This window comes from Pseudomonas frederiksbergensis (genome assembly GCF_003732665.1).
GTDB lineage: Bacteria > Pseudomonadota > Gammaproteobacteria > Pseudomonadales > Pseudomonadaceae > Aquipseudomonas > Aquipseudomonas frederiksbergensis_G.
In genome coordinates, this window is the sequence record NZ_MOBP01000022.1 from 202,035 (window position 1) to 222,343 (window position 20,309).

22 protein-coding genes, 4 tRNA genes and 1 pseudogene are annotated in these 20,309 nt (G+C 59.0%); 15 read left to right on the forward strand and 12 right to left on the reverse strand.

Going from position 1 to position 20,309, the window contains the following annotated elements; all coding sequences use genetic code 11:
- Positions 1-29 precede the first annotated feature (29 nt).
- Positions 30-947: a DMT family transporter gene (locus BK665_RS29195; RefSeq protein WP_123409979.1), complete on the reverse strand. Its 918-nt coding sequence runs from the start codon at positions 945-947 to the stop codon at positions 30-32.
- A 96-nt stretch (positions 948-1,043) separates the two neighbouring features.
- Between BK665_RS29195 and BK665_RS29200 the strand changes: the two genes are divergently transcribed.
- Positions 1,044-1,907 (forward strand): LysR family transcriptional regulator, encoded by an 864-nt coding sequence (locus BK665_RS29200; protein ID WP_123409980.1) that lies wholly within the window; start codon positions 1,044-1,046, stop codon positions 1,905-1,907.
- A 131-nt stretch (positions 1,908-2,038) separates the two neighbouring features.
- Here BK665_RS29200 and trhP read toward each other — a convergent pair whose 3' ends face one another.
- Positions 2,039-3,358, reverse strand: coding sequence for a prephenate-dependent tRNA uridine(34) hydroxylase TrhP (gene trhP / locus BK665_RS29210; RefSeq protein ID WP_123409981.1), 1,320 nt, complete (start codon positions 3,356-3,358; stop codon positions 2,039-2,041).
- A 168-nt stretch (positions 3,359-3,526) separates the two neighbouring features.
- Here trhP and BK665_RS29215 point away from each other — a divergent pair, with 168 nt between their 5' ends.
- Complete coding sequence (locus tag BK665_RS29215; protein ID WP_123409982.1) at positions 3,527-4,588, forward strand: AI-2E family transporter; 1,062 nt, start codon at positions 3,527-3,529, stop codon at positions 4,586-4,588.
- Here BK665_RS29215 and BK665_RS29220 read toward each other — a convergent pair.
- From BK665_RS29220 to BK665_RS29230, 3 genes are all read right to left on the reverse strand, one after another.
- The gene (locus BK665_RS29220) at positions 4,585-4,767 is read right to left on the reverse strand and encodes a hypothetical protein (protein ID WP_123410062.1); all 183 of its coding nucleotides are present in this window, start codon (positions 4,765-4,767) and stop codon (positions 4,585-4,587) included. The genes BK665_RS29215 and BK665_RS29220 overlap by 4 nt on opposite strands.
- A 103-nt stretch (positions 4,768-4,870) precedes the next feature.
- Positions 4,871-5,065 (reverse strand): hypothetical protein, encoded by a 195-nt coding sequence (locus BK665_RS29225; protein WP_123409983.1) that lies wholly within the window; start codon positions 5,063-5,065, stop codon positions 4,871-4,873.
- Between the two features lie 235 nt (positions 5,066-5,300).
- The gene (locus tag BK665_RS29230; RefSeq protein WP_123409984.1) at positions 5,301-5,660 is read right to left on the reverse strand and encodes a hypothetical protein; all 360 of its coding nucleotides are present in this window, start codon (positions 5,658-5,660) and stop codon (positions 5,301-5,303) included.
- 245 nt (positions 5,661-5,905) lie between these two features.
- Between BK665_RS29230 and BK665_RS29235 the strand changes: the two genes are divergently transcribed.
- Positions 5,906-6,724: a shikimate 5-dehydrogenase gene (locus BK665_RS29235; RefSeq protein WP_123409985.1), complete on the forward strand. Its 819-nt coding sequence runs from the start codon at positions 5,906-5,908 to the stop codon at positions 6,722-6,724.
- A 186-nt stretch (positions 6,725-6,910) separates the two neighbouring features.
- On the opposite strand, the gene BK665_RS29240 is transcribed toward BK665_RS29235, so the two are convergent.
- Entirely contained in the window at positions 6,911-7,558 is a 648-nt protein-coding gene (locus BK665_RS29240) for a YceH family protein (protein WP_123409986.1), read from the reverse strand.
- Between the two features lie 140 nt (positions 7,559-7,698).
- Here BK665_RS29240 and BK665_RS29245 point away from each other — a divergent pair, with 140 nt between their 5' ends.
- Positions 7,699-8,208 carry a DUF1993 domain-containing protein gene (locus BK665_RS29245; RefSeq protein WP_123409987.1) on the forward strand — a complete coding sequence of 170 codons (510 nt, stop codon included), beginning with the start codon at positions 7,699-7,701 and terminating at the stop codon, positions 8,206-8,208.
- A 187-nt stretch (positions 8,209-8,395) separates the two neighbouring features.
- Here BK665_RS29245 and sstT read toward each other — a convergent pair whose 3' ends face one another.
- Complete coding sequence (gene sstT / locus BK665_RS29250) at positions 8,396-9,628, reverse strand: serine/threonine transporter SstT (RefSeq protein ID WP_123409988.1); 1,233 nt, start codon at positions 9,626-9,628, stop codon at positions 8,396-8,398.
- Between the two features lie 330 nt (positions 9,629-9,958).
- On the opposite strand from sstT, the gene BK665_RS29255 reads away from it, so the two are divergent.
- The gene (locus BK665_RS29255; RefSeq protein ID WP_123409989.1) at positions 9,959-11,119 is read left to right on the forward strand and encodes an MFS transporter; all 1,161 of its coding nucleotides are present in this window, start codon (positions 9,959-9,961) and stop codon (positions 11,117-11,119) included.
- Here BK665_RS29255 and nhaR read toward each other — a convergent pair.
- Positions 11,106-12,005, reverse strand: a complete 900-nt coding sequence (gene nhaR / locus BK665_RS29260; protein ID WP_123409990.1) for a transcriptional activator NhaR — start codon at positions 12,003-12,005, stop codon at positions 11,106-11,108. The two genes, BK665_RS29255 and nhaR, sit on opposite strands and share 14 nt — an antisense overlap.
- A gap of 134 nt (positions 12,006-12,139) precedes the next feature.
- Here nhaR and BK665_RS29265 point away from each other — a divergent pair, with 134 nt between their 5' ends.
- Entirely contained in the window at positions 12,140-12,382 is a 243-nt protein-coding gene (locus BK665_RS29265) for a hypothetical protein (RefSeq protein WP_123409991.1), read from the forward strand.
- Between the two features lie 28 nt (positions 12,383-12,410).
- Positions 12,411-13,160, forward strand: a complete 750-nt coding sequence (locus BK665_RS29270; protein ID WP_123409992.1) for a TerC family protein — start codon at positions 12,411-12,413, stop codon at positions 13,158-13,160.
- A gap of 78 nt (positions 13,161-13,238) precedes the next feature.
- Here the strand turns inward: BK665_RS29270 and BK665_RS34560 are convergent, their stop codons facing one another.
- Positions 13,239-13,430, reverse strand: coding sequence for a hypothetical protein (locus BK665_RS34560; protein ID WP_185076676.1), 192 nt, complete (start codon positions 13,428-13,430; stop codon positions 13,239-13,241).
- Positions 13,431-13,573: 143 nt separating this feature from the next.
- Here BK665_RS34560 and BK665_RS29275 point away from each other — a divergent pair.
- The 3 genes and pseudogenes from BK665_RS29275 (at position 13,574) to BK665_RS29285 (ending at position 14,834) form a co-directional block, all read left to right on the forward strand.
- Positions 13,574-14,301, forward strand: a pseudogene (locus tag BK665_RS29275) (peptidase C39 family protein).
- 92 nt (positions 14,302-14,393) lie between these two features.
- Positions 14,394-14,600, forward strand: a complete 207-nt coding sequence (locus BK665_RS29280) for a DUF6021 family protein (protein WP_123409994.1) — start codon at positions 14,394-14,396, stop codon at positions 14,598-14,600.
- An 18-nt stretch (positions 14,601-14,618) separates the two neighbouring features.
- Positions 14,619-14,834, forward strand: a complete 216-nt coding sequence (locus BK665_RS29285; protein ID WP_123409995.1) for a hypothetical protein — start codon at positions 14,619-14,621, stop codon at positions 14,832-14,834.
- A 54-nt stretch (positions 14,835-14,888) separates the two neighbouring features.
- On the opposite strand, the gene pbpG is transcribed toward BK665_RS29285, so the two are convergent.
- The 3 genes from pbpG to folD all read right to left on the reverse strand — a co-directional run bounded on the left by pbpG (position 14,889) and on the right by folD (position 17,770).
- The gene (gene pbpG, locus BK665_RS29290) at positions 14,889-15,827 is read right to left on the reverse strand and encodes a D-alanyl-D-alanine endopeptidase (protein ID WP_123409996.1); all 939 of its coding nucleotides are present in this window, start codon (positions 15,825-15,827) and stop codon (positions 14,889-14,891) included.
- Between the two features lie 128 nt (positions 15,828-15,955).
- On the reverse strand, positions 15,956-16,744 hold the full coding sequence (gene mddA / locus BK665_RS29295; protein WP_123409997.1) for a methanethiol S-methyltransferase: 789 nt from the start codon (positions 16,742-16,744) through the stop codon (positions 15,956-15,958).
- 171 nt (positions 16,745-16,915) lie between these two features.
- Positions 16,916-17,770 carry a bifunctional methylenetetrahydrofolate dehydrogenase/methenyltetrahydrofolate cyclohydrolase FolD gene (gene folD / locus BK665_RS29300; protein ID WP_123409998.1) on the reverse strand — a complete coding sequence of 285 codons (855 nt, stop codon included), beginning with the start codon at positions 17,768-17,770 and terminating at the stop codon, positions 16,916-16,918.
- Between the two features lie 275 nt (positions 17,771-18,045).
- Here folD and BK665_RS29305 point away from each other — a divergent pair.
- The 5 genes from BK665_RS29305 (at position 18,046) to tig (ending at position 20,239) form a co-directional block, all read left to right on the forward strand.
- A tRNA-Arg gene (locus tag BK665_RS29305) sits at positions 18,046-18,122 on the forward strand.
- A 32-nt stretch (positions 18,123-18,154) separates the two neighbouring features.
- A tRNA-His gene (locus tag BK665_RS29310) sits at positions 18,155-18,230 on the forward strand.
- Between the two features lie 57 nt (positions 18,231-18,287).
- Positions 18,288-18,372: transfer RNA gene (locus tag BK665_RS29315), tRNA-Leu, on the forward strand.
- Positions 18,373-18,449: 77 nt separating this feature from the next.
- Positions 18,450-18,525 (forward strand) — tRNA-His (locus tag BK665_RS29320).
- 403 nt (positions 18,526-18,928) lie between these two features.
- Positions 18,929-20,239 (forward strand): trigger factor, encoded by a 1,311-nt coding sequence (gene tig, locus BK665_RS29325; protein ID WP_123409999.1) that lies wholly within the window; start codon positions 18,929-18,931, stop codon positions 20,237-20,239.
- Positions 20,240-20,309: the final 70 nt, after the last annotated feature.

Below are 20,309 nucleotides of genomic sequence, written 5' to 3' on the forward strand. Positions count from 1 at the left end.
CCCACAGGGGATCGGTGTTGTTCTTGCGGTCAGTGTGGGAGCGAGCCTGCTCGCGAAGGCTTCAGAAGCATCACCACCCGCCGCTCCAGATTCAACGCCAGCACACTGACCAACACCACCATCGCCCCAACGATCACCATCAACGCCGGCTGTTCTCCCAGCGCCATCGAGGCAATCAGCATCGCCGTCGGCGGAATCAGGTACATGAACATCGCCGCCCGACTCAAATCCACATGGGCCAGCACATACGCCCAGGCCAGGTACGCCAAGGCACTGGGAAACACCCCCAACCCCATCACCGCTATCTGCACCTCAACCGGCGCCTTCAGCACCTGGTCCGCCAACCCCGGCATATAAACCAGCAACAACAGCGTCCCGGACCACACCGAGTAACAGGTCAGGGTCAAACCGTCATAGCGTCCGGTGTGATGTTTTTGCAGGGCGAAGTAAACACTCCACGACACCGCCGCCAGCAAGATCAGCACGCCATGGGCATCGATGCTGCCGAGCCCTTTATCGCCGGCCACCACGATGACTACGCCGATCAATCCCAGCAACACACAGCCCCAACGCCAGAGGCTGACTCGATCCTTGAACACAAACCGCGCCAGCAATGTGCTGAAAATCGGCGTTGATTGCGCCAACACACTTGAAGCCCCGGCGCTGACCCCTTGCTGGCCAAAATTCAGCAAGACGTGATGCAGGCTCACGGCAAAAAAGCCGAGGGCGATCAGGAACGGCAGGTCGCGCAGTTTCGGCAGGCTGATGCCGCGCCACACCGCGATCACCGCCATGAACAGCGAGGCCACGAGAAACCGCAGCAATGCCAGGTGGCCGGGGTCATAGGCTCGCAAACCGATGTGGATGCCGGTCGGCGAGTAACCCCAGCACCCCACGACAAATGCCATGGCCAGGAGGATTTTCAGGGGAGGGGGCAGTGGCAGCATGGTCGGGCACCTGTGAGTTGATGCACCCAGTATCAGAAGCCCGACCATTCGCCACAACTGACTTATACTGCGCCAACTCTTCACTTTGGGTGATGTATGGAATTGGCTCAGATTCGCATGTTCAAAACCGTTGCCGATGTCGGCAGCATTGCCCGGGCGGCCGAGCTATTGCACTGCGTGCCGTCGAATATCACGGCGCGGATCAAGGCCCTGGAAGCTGAGTTGGGCGTGGCGTTGTTCCTGCGCGAGGGTCGGGGATTGCGGATCAGTCCTTGCGGTCAAACCTTCCTGGTCTACGCCGCGAAAATCCTCGCCCTGACCGCTGAAGCCAAACGCGCCGTGGACCCGTCCGCCGAGCCCTCCGGGCCGTTGCGCATCGGCGCCATCGAATCTTCGGCCACCGGTCGCTTGCCACGCTTGCTGGCCAAATTCCACAAGCGCTACCCCGGCGTGGCGCTGGAACTGACCACTGGCACCTGGAGCCAATTGCTCGACGACACCGCCAATCACCGCCTCGACGGCGCCATCGTTGCGGTGGATGTCGAGCGTTCACAACTCAAGCGCACGCCGATGTACCGCGAAGAGCTGCTGCTGATTGCCTCGACGTCCCTGGGGCCAGTGCGCGATATCGCCGATTTGCAGGACAAAACCGTGTTCATGTGGCCCCAGGGCTGTCCGTATCGGGCGGCGCTGGAGCATTGGTTGCTGCGCCAGGGCCAGGCGTTGCCGATTGTCAGCCTGGCCAGCTATGGGGCGATTGTCGGTTGCGTCAGTGCCGGGGCGGGAGTGGCGCTGGTGCCCAAAGGCGTGTTTGATCAGTACGCCAAAGGCGCCGGATGCGCGGGGTATGAATTCCCGGAACTGACGGCGGTGGAGAATTTGTTCTACTGGCATGAAAACGCCGGGGTTCACCCGGCGCGGGAGGCGTTTGTAGGAATGTTGCGCGAAGAGTTCGCCTAAACCTCACCCCCTGACCCTGTGGGAGCGGGCTTGCTCGCGAAGGCGTCGTGCCAGTCGACCTCATTGTTGACCGATCTACCGCTTTCGCGAGCAAGCCCGCTCCCACAGGGTTTTGTGTGGTTTGAAAGATTTCAGCCCTCGCCGATATCGCGCATCAACAACCCAAACCGCAAATCCACCGCATCCGGAATCGGCACATACACCGTGTGCCCATCCCCCGGTGCCACTTCTATCGGCTCGCCCCTGACGTTTTGCAACTCATGCAAATCAAAGTGAAAGTTGCCCTTGGGCGTCATCAGTTCCATATGATCGCCCAGGCCAAAGCGATTTTTTACCTTCACTTCGGCCAGGCGATCGCGCCGTTCGCCGGTCAATTCCCCGACAAACTGCTGGCGCTCCGACACCGAGCTGCCGTTCTGGTAGTTCTGGTATTCGTCATGCACATGCCGACGCAGGAAGCCTTCGGTGTAACCGCGCTGGGCCAGGGATTCCAGATCCGTCATCAGAGAGCGGTCGAACGGGCGACCGGCCACCGCATCGTCGATGGCCCGGCGATAGACCTGGGTGGTGCGGGCGCAATAGAAGTGGGATTTGGTCCGGCCTTCGATCTTCAGGGAGTGCACGCCCATGTGCGTCAGACGCTCGACGTGTTGCACGGCGCGCAGGTCCTTGGCGTTCATGATGTAGGTGCCGTGCTCGTCCTCGAAGGCCGGCATCAGCTCGTCCGGGCGATTGGCTTCCTGCAACAGGAACACTTGGTCGGTGGGGGCGCCGATCCCCAGGGTCGGCTGGAACTGCTGGACGATTTCGCCGAGCTGGTTTTGCGTGGCCTCTTGCGCCGAGTACTTCCAGCGACAGGCATTGGTGCAACTGCCCTGGTTGGCGTCGCGCTTGTTCATATAGCCCGAGAGCAGGCAGCGCCCGGAGTAGGCCATGCACAACGCACCGTGGACGAACACTTCCAGTTCCATGGCCGGCACTTGCTGGCGGATTTCGGCGATTTCTTCCAGGGACAATTCCCGGGACAGGATGATTCGGCTCAAACCCTGTAGCTGCCAGAACTCGACGCTGGCCCAGTTCACCGTGTTGGCCTGCACCGAGAGGTGGATCGGCATGCCGGGAAAGTGCCGGCGCACCAGCATGATCAGGCCGGGGTCGGACATGATCAGCGCGTCCGGGGCCATGGCGATCACCGGCTCCAGGTCCTTCAAAAACGTCTTGAGCTTGGCGTTGTGCGGCGCGATGTTCACCACCACATAGAAACGCTTGCCCTGGGCCTGGGCCTCGCGGATACCGAGGGCCAGGTTGGCGTGGTCGAATTCGTTGTTGCGCACTCGCAGGCTGTAACGCGGCTGCCCGGCGTACACCGCATCGGCGCCGTAGGCGAAGGCATAGCGCATGTTCTTCAGGGTGCCGGCGGGGGCGAGCAGTTCGGGTGTCGCAAGGGTCATGGCGGTATCGATCGCAAAAGTCGCGCAGGATAGAAGGCTTGCCCCCGGCAACTATTGATCTGGATCTATGCTTGATGAACAAACGGATGGCACTCGCGCGAACCGTGGCGGACTAAGCATCAGGAGACGAGTTTCGCGCTCCTTTTTGCGCACTGACATGGATCGGACATGAAAGAAACCACGCTACAAAACAGATCGCTGCTGGTGTTGCTGCTGGTGGTCACCCTCGCGTTTATTGGCATCCTGCTGCCGTTCTACGGCGCCGTGTTCTGGGCCATCATCCTGGGCATCGTCTTTGCCCCCCTGCAGCGGCGGCTGCAAATGAAATTCGGCTGGCAGCGCAACCTGACATCGTTGTGCACCTTGAGCGTCTGCCTGGTGATCGCGATTCTGCCGGTGATCATCATCAGCGTGCTGCTGGTTCAGGAAGGTGCGTCGCTGTACAGCCGCATCGAAAGTGGCGAGCTGGACATCGCCAGTTATGTGTCGCAGTTCAAGCATGGCTTGCCGCCGTACTTCCAGCATTTGCTCGATCGGTTTGGCGTCGGTGAGTTGAAGGGTTTGCAGGACAAAGTGGTCAAGGGTGCGATGCAGGGCAGTCAGTTCGTTGCCGCCCAGGTGGTGACGTTCGGCCAGGGCACATTCGAGTTCATCGTCAGTTTCTTCATCATGTTGTATTTGCTGTTCTTCTTCCTGCGGGACGGCGCCGACCTGGCCCGCAAAGTCCGCACCGCCGTGCCGTTGCAGGAACACCAGAAGCGTCGGTTGCAGCTCAAGTTCAATCGCGTGGTGCGCGCCACCGTCAAAGGCAATCTGCTGGTGGCGATTACCCAAGGTGCGCTGGGCGGTTTGATTTTTTGGTTTCTGGATATCCCGAGCGCGTTGCTCTGGGCGGTATTGATGGCGTTTCTGTCGCTGTTGCCAGCGGTGGGGGCGGGAATTGTCTGGGCACCGGTGGCGCTGTACTTCCTGCTCAGCGGCTCGATTTGGCAGGGCGTGGTGCTGGGGTTGTTCGGGGTGTTCGTGATTGGCCTGGTGGATAACGTGCTGCGCCCGCTCCTGGTGGGCAAGGACACAAAAATGCCCGACTACATGATCCTGATCTCGACCTTGGGCGGCATGGCCGTGTTCGGTCTGAACGGATTTGTCATCGGGCCGTTGATCGCCGCGCTATTCATGTCGAGCTGGGCGATCTTCATCGAAACCAAGCCGCGAGTGCAGTTGCCTTAGGCCGTGAGTCGGATGGTGCCGATGCGTTGCGACAGGGCCTGGGCGGCGGGCAGCGAGGTGAGCGGACCGCTGATCGGTTCGCCGTCGCGCATCAAATACCAACAGGCGAGCAATCCCAGCTCTCTGAGCGGTGCGGGAACGGCGCTGCCGATTACTGACATGATCTGAACCTGGGACATCATAAGTACCTCCATCAAACTATGGAGCTACCCTACGGACCGGACGGTTCGACGGACAATCAACTTTCTCGATAGTGGTCATTGATGCCAGTGAGTGTGGCGATCAATCCACGACCAGATCGAGCATGTGCACGACTTCCTGCTCGTTGAGCAAGCCTTTGCGCACCAGGTTCTCGGCCAGCAGCGAAAGAAACTTGGCGCTGCGATGGCCTTCCAGGTGCTTGAGTTCGGTCAGTGCGTTGTACACCTTGCTGGAAGTGCACAAACCGACATTGCGGTGCGGGTTCTGCGTGGGCATGAGGTCGTCCTTGTTTTTATCAACCTGTTGTTTACGGACAGATCCAAGCTTGCGGACCTGTCATGACATAAATATGACCGTTTTCCCCAAAGCGAGGGAAGGGCGTTACGTCAATCTTGCCAACTTTACGTGCCTGCACTGTCCTGACAGCGACCTTGGCGAGATTTATTCAGACCTCGCCCGACTGGCGGGCATAAAAAAGGCCCCGCTGTTAAGGCGGGGCCTGATAAGTCAGTTAGTAGCGTGGGCCACCATAGTAACCATGGGGATGGCCGTAGTAACCGCGTGGCGGACCGTAATAAACCGGTGCAGGGCGGTAGTAGACCGGTTGTTGCACGTACACCGGGGCCGGTTGGTAGTAGACCGGTGGTGGCGGTTGCTGCACGTAAACCGGTTGTGGCTGAACGTAAACCGGCGCCTGTTCTACGTAGACGGGCCGATTGGCGTTAATCAGGGCCGAGCCGACGATGGCCGAGCCAACGATCGCACCAAACACCGCTGGACCTTGCCAACCGCCACCGCCATGGGCCTCTGCCTGTCCTGCGACAGCCAGTACACCAATCAACAAGGCTACTGTGGGGATTTTACGGATCATGATAATTCCTCGGTTCTTCGACCCGGCGCTTGAATCTGCAATAGACCCAAGGATTGTCGCGGGGATACTTCTAAGACAGCGCTTTTTTGAAAAACTGCACAGCCGTTAGGTAAATTTTGTGTAAGGTCTGTACCGGCTTCTTTACCGTGCTGCAAAGCCGCATGTAGACAGGCCCTATGATCGAACAGAACAGGATGGAATGGCTAATCCCGTCTATCTGAAAGTGCATTTGAAGGAGAAGTTTCATGCAGATGAACCCCAACAAAGAGACCCAATTGTGCATGTCCCTGTCCGGACGCCCCGGGAACTTTGGCCTGCGATTTCACAATCATCTGTACGAACAGTTGGGGCTGAATTTTTACTACAAAGCCTTTAGCAGCAAAGATCTGACCGGCGCGGTCGGCGGCATTCGTGCCCTGGGCATTCGCGGTTGCGGGGTGTCGATGCCGTTCAAGGAAGCCTGCATTGCGCTGGTGGATGAGCTGGATGCGTCTGCGGCGGCGATCCAGTCGATCAACACTATCGTCAACACCGACGGCCACCTCAAGGCCTACAACACCGATTACATCGCCATCGCCCAATTGCTGGAAACCCATCAGGTGCCGAAGGATTCGACCTTTGCCCTGCGCGGCAGCGGCGGCATGGCTAAAGCGGTGGCCAGTGCCTTGCGCGATGGCGGTTACGCCAATGGCTTGATCGTGGCCCGCAACGAGCGTGCCGGGCGAGCGCTGGCGGACGCCCTGGGTTATGAATGGCAAGCGGAGTTGGGCGCGCAACGCCCGCAAATGCTGATCAACGTCACCCCCATCGGCATGACCGGCGGGCCGGAAGCCGATCATTTGGCGTTTGAGGCTGATGTGATCGCAGCGGCCGAGACGGTCTTCGACGTGGTAGCGATCCCCTCGGAAACCCCGCTGATAGTGCGTGGCCGGGCAGAAGGCAAGCGGGTGATCACCGGGCTGGAAGTGATTGCGATCCAGGCGCTGGAGCAGTTTGTGCTGTATACCGGCGTGCGGCCGACGCAGGAGCAGTTCCAGGCGGCGGTGGCGTTTGCCCGTAGTTGAATCATTGAATTAATGGGTTGGAGTCGCTGGCCTCTTCGCGGGCAAGCCTCGCTCCCACAAGGACTGCGCAAAACCTGTAGGAGCGAGGCTTGCCCGCGAAGACGGAGTATCAGTCAACATCAATATGGACTGATGCGCCGCATTCGCGAGCAAGCCCGCTCCCACATTGGAATCTGTGTGTTCGGGTTATTCGAGGCGCGCCAATCGTTCTTCCAGCGCCGCAATCCGCGCTTCCAGCTCTTCAATCCGCTCCACCGACACACCGCCACCCGCGCCGCGCTCCGTCGGGTTCTGCCGCGCCGCGAGGATCGCCTCGATATCCGCCGGATCCCCCAGCGCATGCATGTAACGGTCTTCACGCTGCCCGGCCTGACGCGGAATCAGCAGCGCCAGGCCGCGAGCGATCAGGCGCTCCAGTTGATGTACCACCTGCTCGGCATCTTCGAATTCATGCATGCGACCGCTGCGAGTCAGCAGTTCATTGACGGTTTGCGGGCCGCGCAGGAACAGCAGCCCGGCCAGGATCACCTGGGCCGGCACCAGTTCCAGCGCCTTGTCGACCTTGTGTTCCCAGCGATCGGCGCGGCTGCCCATCACCAGTTTGGTGAAGCCGCGACCCTCGAGGGCGCGCAGGCTCTGGCCAACCTGGCCCTGGGTCAGGTTCATCACCGGTTCGCGGCTGGTTTTCTGGTTGCAGGCAATGACCAGCGCATTGAGGGTCAGCGGATAGGTTTCCGGGCTGGTGGCCTGTTTCTCGATCAAGGCGCCCAGAATGCGGATTTCCGTGCTGTTGAGGCGCGGTTCGTCGAAGGTCGTCTCTTGCTCAGTGCTCATTCGCGCTTTTCCCTTTGCTGTCGAAGCGTGCAGTCGAAGCCGCCTAGCCTAATCCTTGCAAAACAAAAGGCAAGCCGCCCGGTCATCAAGCATGGCTATAATCGCCCACGTTTTCACACCCGCCACAACACGAGACTGCCATGACCATTTCTTTGTACGCCGCTTCCGTCCCGGTTTTCCAACAAATGCTCAACGCCCTGAGCGACGTTCTGAACAAGGCCGAAGCCCACGCCACCGCCAAGAACATCGACCCGAACGCGTTCCTGCAGGCCCGCCTGTACCCGGACATGTTCCCGCTGGTGCGCCAGGTGCAGATCGCCGTTGATTTCGCCAAAGGCGTTTCTTCGCGCCTGGCCGAAGTTGAAGTGCCTAAGTACGACGACACCGAAACCACCTTCGCCGAACTGCAAGCGCTGATCGCCAAGGTTCTGGCCTACATCGGCGAGATCAAGCCTGAGCAGATCGATGGCAAGGAAGGCATCGAGATCGTTACCCGTCCAGGCACGCCGAAAGAGAAGCGCTTCAGCGGCCAGGCTTACCTGCTGAGCTACGGTCTGCCGCAGTTCTTCTTCCACGTCACCACCACCTACGCCTTGCTGCGTCACAACGGCGTGGAAGTGGGCAAGCGCGATTTCATGGGCGCGTTCTAAAACATCCGGCTACAAAAAAGCCCCCGCAGCCATAGGTTGCGGGGGTTTTTTCATGGGTAAACATTTTTCAACTGCGCCGCAGCCCCTGTGGGAGCGGGCTTGCTCGCGAAGGGGCCATCAACCTCAACATCAATATTGACTGGTACACCGCTTTCGCGAGCAAGCCCGCTCCCACAGGGTTACGCAGTTAGGCCACGCCTTGTGTTTTCCGTTCTTCACTGAGGCACGCGGCAGCGGTAAACAACACATCCGTAGACGAATTCAACGCCGTCTCCGCCGAGTCCTGCAATACACCAATAATGAAACCCACCGCCACTACCTGCATGGCGATTTCGCTTGGAATGCCGAACAGGCTGCATGCCAGCGGAATCAGCAGCAGCGAACCACCCGCCACCCCCGAAGCGCCACAGGCGCAAATCGCCGCCACGACGCTGAGCAAAATCGCGGTCGGAATGTCCACGGCAATCCCCAGGGTATGCACGGCGGCCAGGGTCAGCACGGTGATGGTGATCGCCGCGCCGGCCATGTTGATGGTTGCACCGAGGGGTATCGATACCGAATAGGTGTCTTCATGCAGGCCCAGGCGCTTGCTCAGTTCCAGGTTGACCGGAATGTTCGCCGCCGAGCTGCGGGTGAAGAAAGCGGTGATGCCGCTCTCCCGCAGGCACATCAGCACCAGCGGATACGGGTTGCGGCGCAATTTCCAGAACACGATGACCGGGTTCATCACCAGCGCCACGAACAGCATGCAGCCGAGCAACACCGCCAGCAGATGCACATAGCCGATCAAGGCACCGAAGCCCGAGGTGGCCAGGGTCGAGGCCACCAGCCCGAAAATCCCCAGCGGTGCGAAGCGAATCACCAGGCGCACGATCAAGGTCACGCCGTTGGACAAGTCGCCGAGCACCTCGCGGGTGGTGTCGCCGGCATGGCGAATGGCAACGCCCATGCCGATCGCCCACGCCAGAATGCCGATGAAGTTGGCGTTCATCAGCGCACTGACCGGGTTGTCGACCACACTCAGCAGCAGGCTTTGCAGCACCTCGCTGATGCCCCCCGGCGCGGTGATCGCGACATCGTGGGTCGACAGCACCAGGCTCGACGGAAACAACGCGCTGGCCACCACTGCGACTACAGCAGCGGCAAACGTGCCCAACAAATAAAGAAACAAAATCGGTCGGATATGCGTTTCCTGGCCATGTTTATGGTTGGCGATCGAGGCCATGACCAGCACGAACACCAGGATCGGCGCGACGGCTTTAAGCGCCGAGACAAAGACCTTACCGATGAAGGTGGTGGACTTCGCCAGGTCCGGCGCGAACAGGGCCAGGGCGATGCCGGCGATCAGGCCGATGATGATTTGCGTGACCAGGCTGGTGCGTTTCAAGCGGTGCAAAAGGGACGGGGATGAAGCGCTCATAACGGTATCTCTGATTTTTTTGGGTGCAGGGTTCCACGATCGTGCAGCAGTAAGCAGGGCAGGCCACAGGAAGGAACCGAGGGGGTAACGCGACATCACTGCCAGAAACTGGCCGATGAACAGGGTGTACGAATCGCAGGGCGCGGACTTTATCACAGGGTCGGCAAGATCCTTCAGACCTGTGACGATCTGCCGCCCGCCAATCAACAAGATAGGCAGGTTCGTGCAACCCGGTTTGGAAACACTCTGTTAAGCTTCGCCATCCTCTTTTCAAGTTCTGCCAGTGAGCCTTCGGGCTGTCGCTGCTGTCGTCGTTTTCTGGAGTTCTGCATGCTGCTGCCCATCCTTCTGTTGTCTGCCGCCGGTTTCACGGTGCTGACTACGGAATTCATCATCGTCGGTCTATTGCCGGCCCTCGCTCGCGATCTTGAAGTCACCATTCCCCAGGCGGGATTGCTGGTGACCTTGTTTGCTTTCACCGTGGCGGCGTTCGGCCCTTTCCTGACCGCGTACTTCGCCCGGTTCGAGCGGCGCAAGCTGTTTATTTCGGTGCTGATCATGTTTGGCGTGGCCAACACGGTCGCGGCATTGGCGCCGAACATCTGGGTGATGGCCGCCGCCCGGTTGATCCCCGCATTGGGTTTGCCGGTGTTCTGGGCCTTGGCCAGTGAAACCGCAGTGGACATTGTTGGGCCGGATTACGCCGGACGGGCGATCGCCAAAATCGGTTTCGGCATCGTTTGCGCCACGGTATTCGGCATTCCGGTGGGCACCTTGATTTCCGACGCGTTCGGCTGGCGCACCGCTTTCGGCATCCTGGCAGTGATCGCTTTTGCCAAGGCCTTGCTGCTGTTTATCTACCTGCCCAAAACCAGTCTGCATCAGCATCAGGTGAGCTTCCTGTCGCAGTTCAGGATCCTGCGCAGTCCGCTGATGATCGGCCATGTGCTGCTGTCGATCCTGGTGTTCAGCGGCATGTTCACCGCCTACACCTACCTGGCGGACATCCTTGAGCGCCTCGCCGGTTTCAACGGCACGCTGGTCGGCTGGTGCCTGATGGGCTTCGGTGCGGTGGGCTTGATCGGCAACTCGCTGGGTGGTCGGGCGGTGGATCGCCACCCGTTGATCGCGTCGATGATGTTCTGTGCGTTCATGATTGCCGGCATGGTCGCGCTGGTGCCGAACATTCACTCGCCGCAGGGTCTGGCGGCGGCGATGGGGATTTGGGGCGTGACCCAGGCCGCATTGTTCCTGGTCAGCCATGTGCGTTTGATGAAAGCCGCGCCCGAGGCGCCGGCCTTTGCTGCGTCGCTGAACATCGCCGGGGCCAACCTCGGGATCGGTCTGGGCGCGATGCTCGGCGGCCGGGTGATCGACAGTTTCGGCTTGCAAGGCCTGGGGTTCGCCGCTGCCGCGATTATCCTGGCCTCGGTCCTGCTGGCCATGGCGCTGATGACCATGAAGCCCCGCGAGATCCTCACAATTCAGTAAATAGCTGCCGTCGGGCACCTTCGGTAATCGCCACGATGCCGGGGTGCTTGACCTTGCGTTCCACTGAAATGGCATAGAACGACTCGGTCACCGCGTCGGTCTGGCCAATCAACTCCACGCCGTACTGGCGTTTCACCTCATCGGCAATCACGCTCGGGCCGATGAAAATCCCGCTGCCGGATTGGCCGAAGGCCTGCATCAGTGCGCTGTCGTCGAATTCGCCGACGATGCGCGGCTGAATCTGCTGCTCGGCAAACCAGCGTTGCAAACGACTGCGCACCACGGTTTCCGGCCCGGGAATCAGCAACGGTGCGCCGTGCAGGCTATGGGGGAAGTCCTGGCCGTACTGCGCCGCCAATGCTTGTGTCGCAAAAAAGCTGATCCCGCACTCACCGAGCTTCTGGCTGTAGCCCTTGATGTCCAGGTGCGACGGCATCGGACTGTCGGAAATCACCAGGTCCAGGCGCTGGATCGCCAGGTCGGCGAGCAGGCGTTCCAGTTTGTCCTCGCGACAGGTGATGCGCAGTGGTTCGCTCAATTCCATGGTTGGCGCGATCAGGCGATAGACGATGGATTTGGGCACCACGTCCGCCACGCCGACGCGAAACAGGATCTGCTGCTCATTGGGCTGGGCGCGCAGCATCAACTCCAATTCGCCGCCGAGCTGGAACATCTGCTCGGCGTAGGGCAGGGTCTGGCGCCCGGCTTCAGTGAGTTCCAGATTGCGCCCGACCCGGCGAAACAGCTCGATGCCGTAGGTTTGTTCGAGCAGGGAAATCTGTCCGCTGATGGTCTGTGGCGTCAGGTTCAGTTGCTCACAGGCGCGCACGATGCTGCCGGTCTTGGCCACCACCCAGAAATAATGCAATTGCCGATAATTGAGCATGGCGACCTACAGTTCGTTAAAACCGAAGTATAACCGCTGAAAATACGAATTTTCCTGAAGTGTTCACCTCCCTAGAATGCCTCGCTATCGACGGGGTGCGTTTAGCGCCTGTCCGTTCTATCGAGGAAAGCACCATGAAAATTACCGCCACGGCGCTGTTGATTACGTCTTTACTGGTTCTGGCTGGTTGCGACCAGGCCGAAAAGAGCGCCCAGCAACTGATGGGCAAGGCCACCGAGACCGCCAAGCAGGCCATCGACGACACCCATAAAGCCGCAGAAAAGGCACTCAGCGACGCCACTGGCGGCCTGATCAGCAAGAAAGAACAACCGGCCGAAGATAAAGAGAAAACCGAATCTTCGTCCCAGGACATCTAAACCGTCTCAAGCGAGTCAGGACTGACCCATGGAATACCTTGTAGAACTAGCCGCCAGCCCCACCGCCTGGATCGCCCTGGCGACCTTGATCGTCATGGAAATCGTGCTCGGCATCGATAACCTGATCTTCATCTCGATCCTGACCAATAAATTGCCCGAGCAGCATCGGCAGAAGGCGCGCCGCATCGGTATCGGCATGGCGCTGATCCTGCGCCTGGCGCTGTTGAGCACCATCGCCTTCATCGTTCAGTTGACCGAGCCGGTGATCGATATCCTCGGCCAGACATTCTCCTGGAAGGACATGATCCTGATCGCCGGTGGCCTGTTCCTGCTGTGGAAGGCAACCACCGAGATCCATCACAGCATGGACCCGGCGCCGGATGATCCGATGTCGGCCACCTCTGGCGTCAGCCTGGGCTTTGCTGCGGCGATCGGGCAGATCCTGATGCTCGACATGGTGTTCTCCATCGACAGCATCATTACCGCTGTCGGCATGACCGAGCACTTGCCGATCATGATCATCGCGGTGGTGGTGTCGGTCCTGGTGATGTTGCTGGCTGCTGATCCGCTGGCCAAGTTCATCAACGACAACCCTACCGTGGTGATGTTGGCCCTGGGCTTCCTGATCATGATCGGCATGACGCTGATCGCCGAAGGCTTCGGCGCCCACGTACCGAAAGGCTACGTCTACGCGGCCATGGCGTTCTCGGCGACGATCGAGGGCTTGAACATGATGTCCCGGCGAGCCAAACAGAAGCGACTGGCTGCTGAAGCGTAACCGGCGCTGAAACGAACGGCCGCCTGCACTCGAAAGAGTCCAGGCGGCCGTTTTTATTGGGCGGGCGAAAAGTGCCGGTCAGTGGGCGGTGGCGTGGCGCGGCGTCGATTGCTCGATTTTCACCTTGGGCACCGGTTGCACCGGATGATGGTGGCGGCGGGTAATACGCAAGACTCCCCATAACATGGCGGCGGCCACGGCCAGCCAGCCGGAAATCAGCATTACGATTGTCATTGTCAGGCTCATCGGTGCCTCCTCTTTGCCCTGCATCGGGCACACACTCTCTGCAAATGACAGTCTAGACGTTGCCATGTTTCAGGCTATTGACCAAAGGTCGCCTGTGACCAATCGGTTCGCTCTATCGAAAGCAAACAACTACCGGTTAAGGCTATACCGCTGCCGCGCGGCATCCTATGATCAGTGGCCAAGCCGGGGGCGGATTGCCTGGCGTCTGAACAAGAGAGTGATGATGGTGCGGGTATTTTCTCGAATTCGTGGTGCCGTTCTGGTGGTCGGCTGCGTAAGCGTGTTGGCGGGTTGCGCCGGCAGCGTGACGCCGGAGGTCAAGCGCCTGCCGGAACGGGTTGAGCTCAGCGGCACGTTCTATCGCGGCGAAGCCAATCAAAGTGGGCCGCAGGTATTGGCGAGCATGTTGTCCCAGCAGGGCATCGTGATTACTCCGGGGCTGTTGGAAAAACCGCTGAAACTGCCCGGCGCTGAGGCGCAGTTGCAGCAGAACATGCAAAACCTGGCCCGCGAGTACGGCATGGTGGTGTACCCCCTCGATAGCAATCTGTCGGCGTTGTTGACCCAGGTCGCGGCCGGTTATCCGGTGATGGTGCGCTTTACCGAGGGCTCGGCGTTCTGGTCCGAACCGCGTTACGCCATTCTGGCCGGGTATAACCGCCAGAAGCAGACGGTGCTGTTGCGCTCCGGGATGAACCGGCGGTTGTTGATGGGGTTCGGCTCGTTTGAATCATCGTTCAAGGATGCGGGTGGTTGGGCGGTGCTGATCCAGAAACCGAACCAGATTCCGGCCAAGGTCGATGATCAGCGCTGGCTCAAGGCTGCGAGCGATCTGGGACAGGCGGGTCAGGAGCAGGCGGCGGCGCGGGCGACCAAGGCGCTTAAAGCTCAATAACTCCGTTCGTCATTTTCAGGGCACCGTCGTGTGCCCCAAGCCTCTTATGGGTAGGGCCCGGATTCTCCCGGGCCAGACCCAAGGAGGCGTCCATGGCAGATTCCAAGACTTCAGATGGCCCACACTCGTCCGAGCATTCGTCCGGCGATGAGCTGGGCTTCGATCCCGATTCGCCCGACCTGGCCGACCCGCAGGTCGATCCCGTCGGGCCGGCCAAGGCGCCCAGGGATATCAAACCGGGCGATGACGACAAGAAGCCGGCAAAGCCCTATGACCCGCTGGGCGATCTCAAACCCTGATCCGAAATGAGGTGGCTTATGTCTACCGATTCGAGTTTCGACGACAAACATCCGGAGAGCGTTCCGACCACTCCCGAAGATGATGTTGACCCGGTGATGGATCCGGAAAGTCCGCTCAGGGATCCACTGGCTCGGCCGATGGTGGTGCCGACGGAACATCCCCACGGCCAGCGCGATCCCAGCGCCGGCGACGGTATCCCCGACGATGACCAGATGCCATTGCCCAACGACTGACGTTTCGCCATAAAAAAAGCCCCGACTGATCGGGGCTTTGTTTTTTCTGCTGCGTTATTTCGACGCTTCAACCACGCCGCTCTGGCGATGCTTGAGGTTCTTCGCGGCTTTGTATTGCAAGGCCACCGACGGCGCGTTGGTGCTGCGGCCGGTTTCGACCCAGCTGCGGATCCGCGTGGCGTCGGCGAAGTGTGTGTACTTGCCGAAGGCATCGAGAATCACCAGCGCCACCGGGCGATTGCCCATGCTGGTGACCAGCACCAGGCAATGCCCGGCCTCGTTAGTGAAACCTGTCTTGGTGATTTTGATATCCCAGTTGGGCTTGTTCACCAAGTGGTCGGTGTTGTGGAAACCCAGGGTGTAGTTGGGTTTACGGAACGCCACCGTGGTTTCCTTGGTGGTGGTCAGCTCGGTCAGCAGCGGATATTTGTGCGCAGCGATCAGCAATTTGCTCAGGTCGCGGGCGGTCGAGACGTTCCGAGGGGACAGACCGGTCGGTTCGACGAAGTGGGTATTGGTCATGCCCAGGGCCTTGGCCTTGGCGTTCATGGCGGCAATAAATGCAACGTAGCCGCCTGGGTAGTGGTGAGCCAGGGTCGCGGCGGCGCGGTTTTCCGAGGACATCAGGGCGATCAGCAACATCTTCTTGCGCGGCAATTCGCTGTTGAGCTTGACCCGGGAGAACACGCCTTTCATTTCCGGCGTGTGGCTGATGTCGACGTTGATGTATTCGTCCATGTTCTGATGGGCTTCAACCACCACCAGGCCGGTCATCAGTTTACTGACCGAAGCAATGGGTACGACCACGTCGGGGTTGCTGGAATAAATGACTTTGTTGGTCTGCAGATCCATCAGCAGCGCGCTACCGGAAGCGATCTTCAGTGACGAGGCGTCGCGGGGGGCCGCGGTGGTTTCCGCAGCGTGGGTCAGTGGCGTGATAACAGTCCCTGTAAATGCAAAAAATAGACTCAGGATGGAAAGACGGATTTTCACGCGGGCGAACTCATAAGGGTGGATATGCCGTTTTGTTACGGGCTGTTTCTTAAAAACGACGCATTCTAGGAGTATGAGCCACGAAAGCGCTAGGCGCCCGTATGACGAGAGCTTTATATGAAGAAAATTTAATGTTTTTTGCCGGGTTTGCGTTTGATCAAGGGCACAAGCGCGGCGACGTTATCTTGATAGCGTCGATAGTGTTCGCCAAACATTTCCACCAGATCCATTTCTTCAAAATGAACGCCGATCAGAATGTAGAGTGTATTGAGTAGCGCAAACAGCAGATGTCCGGCCGTCATGTCGGGTGTCGCCCAGAACACGATCAGAAATCCCAGATACAACGGGTGGCGGACTAACTTGTAGAGCAAAGGCGTCTTGAAGGTAGGGTTGTCGGGGCGATCGGGGTAAAACGCGTTGAACGCCTGTTTGACGCCCAGCAGTTCGAAATGGCTGATCAGGAATGTCGCGAGCACCACCACGCCCCAGCCCAGCCAGAACAACCCCATCAGCAAACCATGACCCCAGGCCGACGTTACTTGCCAGATCGAAGTTGCGATGGGTTGCCACAGCCAAAAAAGCAGCACGAGCACCAGGCACGAAGACAGTACGTAAGTCGCGCGCTCGATGGGCGCCGGGATGAACCGGGTCCACCAGCGCTTGAAACGCTGTCGCGCCATGCCGCTGTGCTGGACCGCAAACAGCGTGATCAGCAGGGTGTCGACGATCACCGCCAGAGGCCAACTGAGGCCGGGGCCGGTATTGATGTCCTTGGGCACGCCGATGCCCGAGAGAAAGCCAATCATGTACAGCGCGGTAGCCAGGAAAAACACATAACAGCAGAGGCTATAAAGCAGCCCCGTCAGTTTGCCTGCGAAGGCATTCGTCTGCTGTTGCGTTGGGTGTTTTGGCTTCATGGACAACTCCTTGGCGAGCTCCATTTATAACCGGTGCAGTGCTGGGGTCTGTAGGTCGATTACCCTATGGCCTGTCTCTTTATTCTGAAACGCGCGGATTGTTTGTCCAGTGCCCAAAAACAAAAAAGCCCCGCAACTGACGGGGCTCTTTTATGCGGCAAGCCGGCGAACTCAGCTATGCAGGGTTTCCGCCGCGTACAGCGTGTTTTCCAGCAGGCAGGCGCGGGTCATCGGGCCGACACCACCCGGCACCGGGGTGATCCAGCCGGCGCGGGGCAGGGCGGTCTCGTAGATCACGTCACCGACCAGTTTGCCGTCTTCCTGACGGTTGATGCCGACGTCAATCACGATCGCGCCTTGCTTGATCCACTCACCCTTGACCAGGCCCGGCTTGCCGGCGGCCACCACCACCAGGTCGGCGCGGCCGACGTGGCCGGCCAGGTCCTTTGTGAAGCGGTGGGTGACGGTGACGGTGCAGCCGGCCAGCAGCAATTCCATCGCCATCGGGCGGCCGACAATGTTGGAGGCACCTACAATCACGGCGTCCATCCCATAGAGATCAGCGCCGGTGCTTTCCAGCAGGGCCATGATGCCTTTGGGGGTGCACGGACGCAGCAGGGGAATGCGCTGGGCCAGGCGACCGACGTTATAGGGGTGGAAACCGTCGACGTCTTTATCCGGACGAATGCGCTCCAGCAATTTGGAGGCGTCCAGGTGGGCAGGTAAAGGAAGCTGGAGCAGGACGCCGTCGATTGCCGGGTCGTCATTCAGGCGATCGATCAGACCCGCCAGCGCTTCTTGAGTGGTTTCAGAAGGCAGGTCGTAGGCCTGGGACAGGAAGCCGACCTCTTCACAGTCTTTACGCTTGTGCGAGACATAAACCTGAGAGGCAGGATCGCTGCCGACCAGGATCACCGCGAGGCCGGGCGTGCGCAGGCCTTGCTGGCGACGCTCGGCAACTCGTTTGGCGATCTGCTGGCGCAGGCTGGCGGCGATCGATTTGCCGTCGATTAGTTGTGCAGTCATTGCGCGTGATTAACCATCGAGAGGGGAAAAAAAGAGAGCGCATTCTCGCATGTCAGGCGGTGAGGGCAAAGGCGCTTGGTCTGCAAATTCCTCTAAGCCCTTTAATTAAATGAATTTTTTTTAAAAAGGATTTGACGGCCTTTGGGGCGCTCTATACTATTCGTCGCACTTGTCGGGCACAGCCTAGCACTGGATGAGAAGGTCAAGCGGGATTACGGTTCTGCAAGACTGGAAAGCACTTAGTTTGTAGTCCTCCAAGAGTACAGATTAATAAGGCGCCCGTAGCTCAGCTGGATAGAGCATCCGCCTTCTAAGCGGATGGTCGCAGGTTCGAGTCCTGCCGGGTGCGCCATTAGGCAGCTTTGGCACAAGTAGCGCAATATGGTGGGCGTAGCTCAGTTGGTAGAGCACGGGATTGTGACTCCCGTTGTCGAGGGTTCGATCCCCTTCGTCCACCCCATATTTCGAAAGGCGCCAGATTAACAGTCTGGCGCCTTTGCTTTAACAGCTTCAAGCCGCGGATGTGGTGGAATTGGTAGACACACTGGATTTAGGTTCCAGCGCCGCGAGGCGTAAGAGTTCGAGTCTCTTCATCCGCACCAAATAAAGCTTCACTTGGGCCGTTGGCCTGGTTGGGGCGCAGCAAGGAAGTTGTTTGGCTTCTTTGTAAGGCAATATGGTGGGCGTAGCTCAGTTGGTAGAGCACGGGATTGTGACTCCCGTTGTCGAGGGTTCGATCCCCTTCGTCCACCCCATATTTCGAGAGGCGCCAGATTTAACAGTCTGGCGCCTTTTTTGTTTTAGCGGTTCGAGTGTTCAGCGACTGCAGGTTCTGGGTCGCGGCGGTGGGGTGTTTCGTCGTATTTATGTTTCTCGATGATGCCGCGCCGCCCGCCGGCCTTGCTCGCAAGATCGGCTGTCAGGGAGATGATTGGCCACTTCTTCTATATATAGAAGGGTCGGTGCAGAGCCCTGGCTGGATTGGCTTTATTTGCTAACAGGGCGAGGCATAACCATTTGTCCCTCGCCTATAAATTGCCTGCTGTTTTTTTACCCGTTTTCAGTAGGGTGACTTCTTGAGTTTGACCCACTAGAATGCATGCCCTTGATTCTGGGGTCGGAAACGGCCGGCTAACGTCTGTGCAACGAGGAATATCCATGCAAGTTTCTGTTGAAAATACTACTGCTCTTGAGCGCCGCATGAGCGTCACCGTGCCGGCTGAGCGCATTGAGAGCCAGGTCAACAAGCGTCTGCAGCAGACCGCGCAAAAGGCCAAGATTGCTGGCTTCCGTCCAGGCAAAGTGCCAATGAGCGAAATCAAGCGCCGTTTCGGTGCTGATGCACGCCAGGAAGCTGTTGGCGATGTGATCCAGTCCTCCTTCTACGAAGCTGTGGTTGAGCAGAAGCTGAACCCGGCTGGCGCTCCTGCCATCGAGCCTAAGTCGCTCGAAGCGGGCAAAGACCTGGAATACGTCGCGATTTTCGAAGTGTTCCCGGAATTCACTGTAGCCGGTTTCGAAGGCATCACTGTTGAGCGCCTGAGCGCTGACGTGGCTGACGCTGATCTGGACAAGATGCTGGACGTGCTGCGCAAGCAGAACACCCGTTTTGAAGTGGCCGAGCGCGCTGCCCAGAACGAAGACCAACTGAACATCGATTTCGTTGGCAAGGTTGACGGTGAAGTGTTCGCTGGCGGTTCCGCCAAAGGTACTCAGCTGGTTCTGGGTTCCGGCCGCATGATCCCTGGTTTCGAAGACGGTCTGGTTGGCGCTAAAGCCGGCGAAGAGCGCGTTCTGAACCTGACTTTCCCAGAGGACTACCAGAACCTCGACCTGGCGGGCAAAACTGCTGAGTTCACCGTCACCGTGAACACTGTTTCCGAACCAAAACTGCCAGAGCTGAACGAAGAGTTCTTCGCTCAATTCGGCATCAAGGAAACCGGTCTGGAAGGCTTCCGCACCGAAGTTCGCAAGAACATGGAGCGCGAGCTGCGTCAGGCGATCAAATCCAAGGTCAAGAATCAGGTAATGGACGGTCTGCTGGCCACCAACCCGATCGAAGTGCCTAAGGCTCTGCTGTCCAACGAAGTTGACCGTCTGCGCGTGCAGGCTGTTCAACAGTTCGGTGGCAACATCAAGCCTGACCAACTGCCGGCCGAGCTGTTCGAAGAACAAGCCAAGCGCCGCGTTGTGCTGGGTCTGATCGTGGCTGAAGTGGTCAAGCAGTTCGACCTCAAGCCTGACGAAGCCCGCGTTCGCGAAATGATTCAGGAAATGGCTTCGGCCTACCAAGAGCCTGAGCAGGTTGTGTCCTGGTACTACAAGAACGACCAGCAACTGAACGAAGTCCGTTCGGTTGTGCTGGAAGAACAAGTTGTGGATACTGTTCTGCAGAAGGCTAATGTGACCGACAAAGCGGTCTCTTACGAAGAAGCAGTCAAGCCGGTGGAAGCTCCACAAGCCGACTGATCGTTTCTACGCTAAGAAGTAATCACCATAAGCCAGCCATCGAGCTGGCTTATGCGTATTCAAGACATAA